This is a genomic window from Blastococcus sp. MG754426, assembly GCF_021699055.1.
In the GTDB taxonomy this organism is placed as follows: Bacteria; Actinomycetota; Actinomycetes; order Mycobacteriales; family Geodermatophilaceae; genus Blastococcus.
The window spans coordinates 1-9492 of the sequence record NZ_SSXC01000110.1 but is presented as its reverse complement, the minus strand read 5'-3'; the positions used below and the strand labels follow the sequence as shown (position 1 = coordinate 9492).

Genomic DNA, 9492 nt, shown 5'->3' with positions numbered 1-9492 from the left:
CCCGCGGTCCGCCGCGCTGGACAGGGACGCCGCCTACCGGCTCGCCGCCACGGAGTACCAGCGCATCGTCGCCGTCCTGCGGGAACTGCACGCCGACGACTGGGACCGGCCGACCGAATGCCCGGGCTGGGACGTGCGGGCCATGGCCGCGCACGTGCTGGGCATGGCGGAGATGGCCGCCTCGGTGCGGGAGATGGCCCGCCAGCAGCGGCTCGCCGGCAAGGCCGGGGGCGGGATCGACGCGCTGACCGCCGTGCAGGTGCGCGCGCACGCCGACCTCGACGGCCCGGCGATCGCCGCCGCCCTCGAGGACACGGCGCCGCGGGCGCTGAGGGGACGGCGCCGGCTGTCCCGGGTCGCGGGGCGGCTGACGCTGCCCGAGGAGCAGGTCAACGGCGACATCCGGGAGCACTGGCGGATCGGCTTCCTGCTCGACGTCGTCCTGACCCGCGACGTCTGGATGCACCGGATCGACGTGTGCCGGGCAACCGGGCGCGAGCCGGAGCTCACCCCCGGGCACGACGGGGTCCTGGTCGCCGACGTCGTGGCCGAGTGGGCGCAGCGGCACGGCCGGCCCTACGAGCTCACCCTCACCGGACCGGCCGGCGGGCAGTGGTCGTCGGGAACGGGCGGCGAGCGGGTCGAGCTCGACGCCGTCGAGTTCTGCCGCGTGCTGTCGGGCCGGGGGAGCGGGCCCGGTCTGCTGGGCCAGCAGGTCCCCTTCTGAGCAACTCCCGCCCGGCCCGGGACAGCGGCCGCCTGGCCGGACGGCAGCGCTCCGCCCCGCTCTAGGATCGGCGCCCGTGCCCGCCGCCGAGGACGCCCCGGACCGCCCGATCGTGGTGGTCGGCGTCGGCGCCGACGGCTGGGACGGGCTCTCGCCGCGTGCCCGCCGGGCCGTGGAGGACGCCGAGGTGCTGCGCGGCAGCGCCCGCCAGCTCGCGCTGGTCCCGCCCGGGGTGGGTGCCGAGCGGGTGCCCTGGCCCTCGCCGCTGGGTCCGGCGCTGGCGGGGCTCCCGCGGGAGCACCCCGGGCGGCGGGTCGTCGTCCTGGCCAGCGGCGACCCGATGCTCTCCGGCATCGGCACCTCGCTGGTGCGGGCGCTGGGCCCGCGGGCGGTCGAGGTCGTGCCGCACCCGTCGTCGGTCACGCTGGCCTGCGCGCGGCTGGGCTGGGCCGTGGAGGAGGCGCAGGTGGTCTCCGTGGTCGGCCGCCCCGTCGAGCTCGTCGTCCCGCACGCCACCCCGGGGCGGCGGCTGCTGGTGCTCGGCTCGGACGGGTCGACCCCGGCGGCCGTCGCGGCGCTGCTGGCCGAGCGCGGGCTGGGCGCCAGCCGGCTCACGGCGCTGGCGCAGCTCGGCGGGCCCGCCGAGCACGTCCTCACCGGCACCGCGGCCGGCTGGCCGCACCCGGGCACCGATCCGCTGGTGCTCACTGCCGTGGAGGTGGCCGCCGACCCCGGCGCCGTCGCGCTGCCCGCCCTGCCCGGCCTGCCGGACGACGCCTACGAGCACGACGGCCAGCTGACCAAGCGCGACGTCCGTGCGGTCACCCTCGCCCGCCTCGCCCCGCTGCCGGGGCAGCTGCTCTGGGACGTCGGCGCCGGCGCCGGGTCGATCGGCATCGAGTGGATGCGCACCCACCCCTCCTGCCGGGCGGTGGCGGTGGAGGCCCGCCCGGACCGCGCGGCGCGGGTGCGCCGCAACGCCGTCCGGCTGGGCGTCCCCGGGCTCGAGGTCGTCACCGGCGCAGCGCCCGCGGCCCTCGCCGGGCTGCCCACACCGGACGGGGTGTTCGTCGGCGGCGGTGCGACGGCGCCGGGTGTGCTGGACGCCTGCTGGGACGCGCTGCACCGGGGCGGTCGGCTGGTGGTCAACGCCGTCACCCTGGAGAGCGAGGCGGCGCTGGCCGAGCGGTACGCCCGGCACGGCGGTGAGCTCGTGCGGCTCGCCGTCACCACCGCCGCCCCCGTGGGCGGCTTCACCGGCTGGAAGGCGGCGATGCCCGTGACGATCTGGTCGGCGGTGAAGGCGTGACCGTGCACTTCATCGGCGCCGGCCCGGGCGCCGCGGACCTGGTCACCGTGCGGGCCGCGCGGATCATCGCGTCGGCGCCGGTGTGCCTGTACGCCGGGGCGCTGGTGCCCCGCGAGCTGCTGGACACCGCCCCGCCCGGCGCACGGCTGGTGGACACCGCGGACCTGGACCTCGACGAGATCACCGCAGAGCTGGTCGCCGCGCACGCGGCCGGGCACGACGTCGCCCGGCTGCACTCCGGCGACCCGTCGGTGTACAGCGCCATGGCCGAGCAGATGCGCCGGCTGGACGCCGCGGGGGTGCCCTACGACGTCGTCCCGGGCGTGCCCGCCTTCGCCGCCGCGGCAGCGTCGCTGAAGCGGGAGCTGACCGTGCCCGGGGTCGGCCAGACGGTGATCCTCACCCGCACCTCGGCCCGGTCCACGCCGATGCCGCCGGGGGAGGACCTGGCGACCCTCGGCGCCTCCCGCGCCACGCTCGTGCTGCACCTCGCGGTGCAGCGGATCGCGGAACTGGTGCCCGAGCTGGTGCCCTCCTACGGGGAGGACTGCCCGGTCGCCGTCGTCGCCCGCGCCAGCCGGCACGACGAGCTGGTGCTGCGCGGCACGCTCGCCGACATCGCCGGCCAGGTCGAGGCCGCCGGCGTGCGGCGCACCGCGGTGGTGGTCGTCGGCTCGGTGCTGACCGCCGGGGAGTTCCCCGACAGCCACCTCTACTCGACGACGCGGTGCCGCGGCTAGGCGGTGCCGACGACCGTGCCGGCGCGGTCGACGACGAGCACGTCCACCGCGACCGGGGCGCCGCGCAGCACGCCGAGCGCCGTCTCCCGGGCGGCGGCGGCGACCAGGTCGCCCAGCGGCAGCCCGGCCGCCCGGCACTGCTGCAGCGCGTCCAGGGCGGTGTTGGCGCCGCGCACGCCGTCGACCAGCGCCGGGGACCCGCCCCCCGCCTGGACGCGGTCGGCCAGCGAGGCCAAGGACACCTGGGAGCGGCCCGAGTGCAGGTCGAGGTGCCCGTCGGCGAGCTTGGCCAGCTTGCCGATGCCGCCGGCGACCGTCAGCCGCGGCACCGGGTGGCGGCCCAGGTGCTTGAGGACGGCGCCGGCGAAGTCGCCCATGTCCAGCAGCGCGTCCTCGGGCAGCCCGTAGCGCTCGACGACGACGCGCTCGCTGGTGCTGCCGGTGCAGGCGGCGACGTGCCGGTGCCCGGCGGCGCGGGCGACGTCGATGCCGCGGCGGATCGAGTCGATCCACGCCGAGCACGAGTACGGCACCACGACGCCGGTGGTGCCCAGGATGGACAACCCGCCGAGGATGCCGAGCCGCGGGTTCCAGGTGCGCCGCGCCAGCTCCGCGCCGTGCTCCACCGACACCTCGACGACGACGTCGCCGGTGCCCCCGTGCCGCGCCGCGACGGCGGCGACGTGCTCGCGGATGAACTGCCGGGGCATCGGGTTGATCGCCGGCTCGCCGACCGCCAGCGGCAGCCCCGGCTTGGTCACCGTGCCCACGCCCTCACCGGCCCGGAAGGTGACGCCGCTGCCCGGCTCGCCGTGGGTCACCCGCACCGAGACCAGCGCCCCGTGGGTGACGTCGGGGTCGTCGCCGGCGTCCTTGACCACGCCCGCGGTCGCGGCGCCGTCGGCGAGGTGCTCGGTGGCGAGCGCGAACGCCGGGTGCCGGTCCTTGGGCAGGTGGATCGAGACCGGGTCGGGGAACTCGCCGGTGAGCAGCGCGGTGTAGGCGGCCGTGGTCGCGGCGGTCGCGCACGCGCCGGTGGTCCAGCCCGAGCGCAGGCCGGTGCCGGTCGTCGTCGCCACCGCACCAGCATGCACGGCGGCCCCCGGTGACCGGCCGGGTGCTGGTGCTCGGCGGCACCGGGGAGGCGCGCCGGCTGGCGGCGGCGCTGGTGGCCGACGGGGTCGACGTCGTCAGCTCGCTGGCCGGGCGGGTCGCCGAGCCGGCGCTGCCACCGGGGGCGGTGCGGATCGGCGGGTTCGGCGGGGTCGACGGGCTGGTGGCGTGGCTGCGGGCGGAGGGCGCGGCGGCGGTCGTCGACGCGACCCACCCGTTCGCGGCCGGGATGACGGCGGCGGCGGCGGAGGCGGCGGCGGTCACCGGCACCCCGCTGCTGCGGCTGCAGCGCCCCGGCTGGTCGGCCGGGCCCGGGGACGACTGGCGCCGGGTCGGCTCGCTGGCGGAGGCGGCCGCGGCCGTCACCGGGTTCGGCTCGGTGTTCGTGACCACCGGGCGCCAGGGGCTGGCCGCGTTCGCGGAGGTGCCGGGCCACTGCCTGGTGCGGTCGGTGGACGCGCCGGAGCCGCCGCTGCCCCGGCGGGTCACCGTGGTGCTGGCGCGCGGGCCGTTCTCCGTCGAGGAGGAGCTCGAGCTGATGCGGGCGCACGCCGTCGACGTCGTCGTCACCAAGGACAGCGGCGGCCCGATGACGGCGGCCAAGCTCACCGCGGCCCGGGAGCTCCGGCTGCCGGTCGTGCTGGTGCGCCGGCCCGCGCTCCCGCTGGGCGTGCCGGTCGTCGCGACGGTGGGGGAAGCGCGGGACTGGATCCGGTCGCGCGCAATCTGATCGTCATGTGTGTCGATGCAGGTCGGCGGGGCAGTGCACCGGCATGACCGACACCGCGTCTCTCCGTGCCCTGGCCCTCGTCTGCAGCCTCAAGCCCTCGCCCGCCCCGTCGAGCAGCGACCTGATCGCCCGCCAGATCCTGGGTGAGCTGGGCAAGCACGGCGTCACCGGCGACGTCGTCCGCGTGGTCGACCACGACGTGCGGCCCGGCGTCGAGGTGGACATGGGGGAGGGCGACCAGTGGCCCGCGATCCGTGAGCAGGTGATGGCCGCCGACATCCTCGTCGTCTCGACGCCGACGTGGGTGGGGCACATGAGCAGCGTCGCCCAGCGGGTGCTGGAGCGGCTCGACGGCGAGCTCTCGGAGACCGACGACTCGGGCCGGCCGGAGGTGACCGGCAAGGTCGCCGTCGTGTCCGTCGTCGGCAACGAGGACGGCGCGCACAAGATCGTCGCCGACCTGTTCCAGGGGCTCGACGACATCGGCTTCACCATCCCGGCGCAGGGGTCGACCTACTGGAACGACCAGGCCATGGGCGGCACCGACTACAAGGACCTCGACGAGACCCCCGAGGCGGTGGCCTCGACGACCGCGACGCTGGCCGAGAACGCCGCGCACCTGGCCCGCGCGCTCAAGGCCCAGCCCTACCCCGGCCGCTGAGCGGAGGGCGCCGTCCTGCCCAGCCCTCGCACGCCCGGGGCGGCGCCGGCCACCGCGCCGGCCGCCGCCTCAGCGGCCCCGGCGCGGCGGCGCAGCCGCACGCCCAGCACGGCGCCGAGGGAGAGCGCCACGAGCACGGCGGCGTAGACCTCGGTGACCGTCTCCAGCCCCACCGCACCGGCGGCGACCCCGGCGACGACCGCGGGGACGCTGAAGCTCAGGTAGCCGGCGACGAAGACGCTGGACAGCAACCCGGCCCGCTCGCCCGGGGCGACCCCGGCGCTGGCGGTGGCGACGGCGCCGAGGAAGGCCAGCCCGAAACCGAGACCGGAGACGACCGCGGAGGCGAAGAGGACGGCGACCGCGCCGCTGACCAGGGCGGCGATCGTGCCCGTGACGCCCACGGCGAAGACGGAGGCGCCCAGCACCATGGCCCGCTCGGGCGCGAGGTCACGGCCCAGCACCGCCGCGAGAGCGGCCGTCCCCTGCATGGCGAGCACCAGGAGGCTGCCGACCAGGTGGTCGTCGATGCCGAAGACCCCGGCGACCAGCGACGGCCCCAGCGAGAGGTAGAGCCCGCCGAGGGCCCAGGCGGCCACGATCGCCGGCAGCGCGGTGAGGAACGCCGCGCGCTGCGGGCGGGGCACGCGCACCGACGGGCGCAGCGAGCCGAGGGCGCCCGGTCTCCCGGGTGAGGTCTCGGGGAGCGTCGTGGCCGCGACGGCGGCGAGCAGGAGCACCGCGGTCAGGACGGCGAACAACCAGCGGGTGGGGCTGGCCACGTGCTCGACGACCAGTCCCGCGCCCACCGCACCCAGGGAGAGCCCGATCCCGGGTCCGGCGCTGTTGACCAGCGGGCCCAGCGGCCGGGCCGGCCGCTGGTTGTCGAGCAGCATCGCCCCCAGGGTGCCGGTGAGGGCGCCCATGGACAGGCCCTGCACCACGCGGGCGGTGAGCAGCCAGCCGACGCTGTCGGCGGTCAGGAAGACGACCATGGAGGCGGCCTGCAGCAGCAGCCCGCCGACCAGCACGGGGCGGCGCCCGACGTGGTCGGAGAGTCCGCCCACCACCAGGAGCGCGGCCAGCAGCGCGAGGGCGTAGATGCCGAAGACGGCGGTCAGGGTGCCGGGCCCGAAGCCGAACTGCTCCTGGTACACGCGGTACAGCGGCGTGGGGACGCCCGACGCGGCCAGGACCAGCAGGAGCAGGCCGGCGGCGGTCCAGAACGCCGGGTCCCGGCGGAGGGTCGGAGGAGCCACGATGGTGGGCAAGGGCAACGATCCCGGCGGCATTCCCGCGCCGCGGCGTGTCAGCCGGGGTAGCGGCGGGAGGTGTACACCGCGCCCGTCGGCGTGACCCGCGTCTGCGAGGAGCCGATCAGCACCAGGCAGCGCATGTCCACGGAGCCGGGGTCCAGGGCGCCGAGGGAGGTGACGCGGACGGTCTCCTCCGGCCCGCCGACGTCCCGGCCGACGACCACCACGGTCTCCGGCGGGCGCACCTCCAGCAGCACCTCCAGCGCCTCGCCGAGCTGGTGCGGGCGGTGCTTCGAGCGCGGGTTGTAGAGGGCGATGACGAGGTCGGCGGCGGCGGCGTGGCGCAGCCGGTCGACGATCACCTGCCACGGCTTGAGGACGTCGGAGAGCGACAGGACGCAGAAGTCGTGGCCCAGCGGGGCGCCCACCCGTGAGGCGACCGCCTGGGCGGCGGTGAGGCCGGGAACCACCCGCACCGGGACGCCGGCGAACTCCGGGCGCTCGGCGACCTCGAGCACCGCGGCGGCCATGGCGAAGACGCCGGGGTCGCCGCTGGAGACGACCGCCACCCGGCGGCCCTCCTGCGCGAGCGCGAGCGCGTGGGCGGCGCGGTCGGCCTCGACCCGGTTGTCGCTGGCGTGGCGGGTCTGGCGCGGGTTGACCGCGACCCGGTCCAGGTAGGGGCCGTAGCCGACGAGGTCGTCGGCGGCGGCGAGCGCCTCGGCGGCCTCGGGCGTGGTCCAGCTGCGGGCGCCGGGGCCCAGGCCGACGACGACCACCTCCCCGGCGTCGGCCGGCCGGTCGGCGTCCGGGGCCGGCTCGGTGACCTGCGGGGTGAGCGGGCTGGGCAGCAGGGCGAGCGAGAAGTACGGGACGCTCGCCGGGTCGACCTCGGCCAGCGGCAGGCAGCGCTGGCGGTCGGTGGTGGCGCGCTCGACGTAGAGGGCGCGGTCGAGGACGCCGGCGCGGTCGAAGGCCTCGCGCACCTGCGGGAACGTGCGGCCGAGCTTCATCACCGCCGCCGAGTCGGTGGCGGTGAGCCGGGCGGCGAGCTCGTCGGCGGGCAGGGTGCCGGGGAGGACGGTGAGCACCTCGTCGCGCTCGACCAGCGGCCGCCCGACCGCTGCGGCGGCCGCGGTGACGCTGGTGACGCCGGGGACGACCTCGGTGGGGTAGCGGTGCGCCAGCCGCTTGTGCATGTGCATGTAGGAGCCGTAGAAGAGCGGGTCGCCCTCGGCGAGGACGACGACGTCGCGCCCGGCGTCGAGGTGGGCGGCCAGGCGCGCGGCGGCCGCCTCGTAGAACTCGTCGATGGCGCCCTGGTAGCCGCCGGGGTGGTCGGTGGTCTCGGTGGTGACCGGGTAGACCAGCAGCTCCTCGACCTGCCCGGCCCGCAGGTAGGGCTCGGCCAGCGCGCGGGCCACCGAGCGGCCGTGCCGGGCGGCGTGGAAGGCGACGACGTCGGCGGCGCCGATCAGCCGGGCGGCCTTGACGGTGACCAGCTCCGGGTCGCCGGGGCCGAGCCCGACCCCGTACAGCCGTCCGCTCATTCGACGTCGCTCGCGATCGCGTTGACCGCGGCGGCGGTGATGGCGCTCCCGCCGCGGCGGCCGCGGACGACGAGGAACTCGAGGTCGGAGGCGGCGAGGGCCTCCTTGGACTCGACGGCGCCGATGAACCCGACGGGGATGCCGAGGACGGCGGCCGGCCGCGGGGCACCGGCGGCGACCATCTCGAGCAGGTGGAACAGCGCGGTGGGGGCGTTGCCGATGGCGACGACGGCGCCGTCCAGCCGGTCGCGCCAGAGCTCCAGCGCCGCGGCGGTGCGGGTGGTGCCCAACTCGGCGGCGAGCCCTGGGGTGCGCGGGTCGTTCAACGTGCAGACGACGTCGTTGTCCTTGGGCAGCCGGCGCCGGGTGACGCCGCTGGCCACCATCTGGGCGTCGCAGAGCACGGGAGCACCGGCATCGAGCGCCTCGCGCGCCCGCTGCACGACGGCGGGGGACCAGGCGATGTCCTCGACCAGGTCGACCTGACCGCAGGCGTGGATCATCCGCACCGCCACGCGCGCGACGTCGTCGGGCAGCCCGCCCAGCTCCGCCTCGGCGCGGATCGTCGCGAACGACTGCCGGTAGATCTCGGCGCCGTCCTTCTCGTACTCGTAGACCACCATCGGGCCGGAAGGCTACGTCGGTGACCCCCGCCCGCCCGCGGCCGGTCAGCCGGCTCGGGAGTTGGCCGGTTCGGCGGTGATGCGGGGGAGGACGAGGATCTCGGTGCTGTCGGGCCGGTAGGTGCGCCATCGGCCGTCGGCGTCGCGGACGATGGTGAACCCGTGGTGCACCTTCGTGTGGTGCCGTTCGCACAGCAGTCCTGAGTTCTCCAGCGAGGTCTCCCCGCCGTCGGCCCAGTGCACCAGGTGGTGCACGTCGCACCAGTGGGCGGGGGCGTCGCAGCCGGCGAATGAAAGGACCCCTCCGCCCCCCGCCACTCGCAGGCTCGCGGCGGGCCCCTGCGGAGGGGCCGGGGTGCGGCCCACGTCCAGCGGCTGCCCTTCGGGGTCGAGCACGATGCGGGTGATGCCGCCGTCGCAGGCCAGCCAGCGGGCCCGGGCGGCGGAGATGGTGGCCCCGAAGCCGAGGGTGGCCGCGCCGGGCCCGGCGGTGGGGTCGATGAGGTCCTCCAGGTCGACCCGGACGACGACGTGCGGCTTGTGGGTGCGCAGGGTCGGCAGGGTGCCGGCGGCGCGCTGGTTGTCGGCGAGTTGGACCAGGGCGTCGGCGGACTGCTGGGCGCGGGTGCGGGTGTCCCCGGCGGGCCGGTCGGCCTGCGCGATGGACTCCACGGCGGCCTGCAGCTTCTCCCCGCCCACGGCGTCGAGCTCGAACCGGCCGCTGACGCTGCCGTCGGCGTGCTTGACCAGGGTGAACGACCGGCCCTCGGTGGGGTCGGGCTC

10 protein-coding genes are annotated in these 9492 nt (G+C 77.0%); 5 read left to right on the top strand and 5 right to left on the bottom strand.

Annotated features, from left to right (window positions below; translation table 11 throughout):
* The 3 genes from E9549_RS21535 to cobM all read left to right on the top strand — a co-directional run.
* Nucleotides 1–727 (top strand): maleylpyruvate isomerase family mycothiol-dependent enzyme (locus E9549_RS21535; RefSeq protein WP_236828638.1); only part of this gene is annotated, 727 nt, incomplete at its 5' end.
* 76 nt (nt 728–803) lie between these two features.
* Nucleotides 804–2036, top strand: coding sequence for a precorrin-6y C5,15-methyltransferase (decarboxylating) subunit CbiE (gene cbiE, locus E9549_RS24370; protein WP_236828637.1), 1233 nt, complete (start codon nt 804–806; stop codon nt 2034–2036).
* The gene (cobM, locus tag E9549_RS21525) at nt 2033–2776 is read left to right on the top strand and encodes a precorrin-4 C(11)-methyltransferase (protein WP_236828636.1); all 744 of its coding nucleotides are present in this window, start codon (nt 2033–2035) and stop codon (nt 2774–2776) included. The genes cbiE and cobM overlap by 4 nt, the downstream gene beginning before the upstream one ends.
* Here the strand turns inward: cobM and E9549_RS21520 are convergent.
* On the bottom strand, nt 2773–3855 hold the full coding sequence (locus tag E9549_RS21520) for a cobalt-precorrin-5B (C(1))-methyltransferase (RefSeq protein ID WP_236828635.1): 1083 nt from the start codon (nt 3853–3855) through the stop codon (nt 2773–2775). The genes cobM and E9549_RS21520 overlap by 4 nt on opposite strands.
* A gap of 26 nt (nt 3856–3881) precedes the next feature.
* Between E9549_RS21520 and E9549_RS21515 the strand changes: the two genes are divergently transcribed.
* Complete coding sequence (locus E9549_RS21515) at nt 3882–4619, top strand: cobalt-precorrin-6A reductase (protein WP_236828634.1); 738 nt, start codon at nt 3882–3884, stop codon at nt 4617–4619.
* Nucleotides 4620–4662: 43 nt separating this feature from the next.
* On the top strand, nt 4663–5280 hold the full coding sequence (locus E9549_RS21510; RefSeq protein WP_236828633.1) for a flavodoxin family protein: 618 nt from the start codon (nt 4663–4665) through the stop codon (nt 5278–5280).
* Here E9549_RS21510 and E9549_RS21505 read toward each other — a convergent pair.
* The 4 genes from E9549_RS21505 to E9549_RS21490 all read right to left on the bottom strand — a co-directional run.
* Complete coding sequence (locus E9549_RS21505) at nt 5265–6539, bottom strand: MFS transporter (protein ID WP_236828632.1); 1275 nt, start codon at nt 6537–6539, stop codon at nt 5265–5267. The two genes, E9549_RS21510 and E9549_RS21505, sit on opposite strands and share 16 nt — an antisense overlap.
* A gap of 50 nt (nt 6540–6589) precedes the next feature.
* The gene (locus E9549_RS21500; protein WP_236828631.1) at nt 6590–8086 is read right to left on the bottom strand and encodes a precorrin-2 C(20)-methyltransferase; all 1497 of its coding nucleotides are present in this window, start codon (nt 8084–8086) and stop codon (nt 6590–6592) included.
* Complete coding sequence (locus E9549_RS21495; protein WP_236828630.1) at nt 8083–8709, bottom strand: precorrin-8X methylmutase; 627 nt, start codon at nt 8707–8709, stop codon at nt 8083–8085. The genes E9549_RS21500 and E9549_RS21495 overlap by 4 nt, the downstream gene beginning before the upstream one ends.
* Before the next feature lie 45 nt (nt 8710–8754).
* Nucleotides 8755–9492, bottom strand: a 738-nt coding sequence (locus E9549_RS21490) for an HNH endonuclease signature motif containing protein (protein ID WP_236828629.1), incomplete at its 5' end; no start/stop codon positions are given.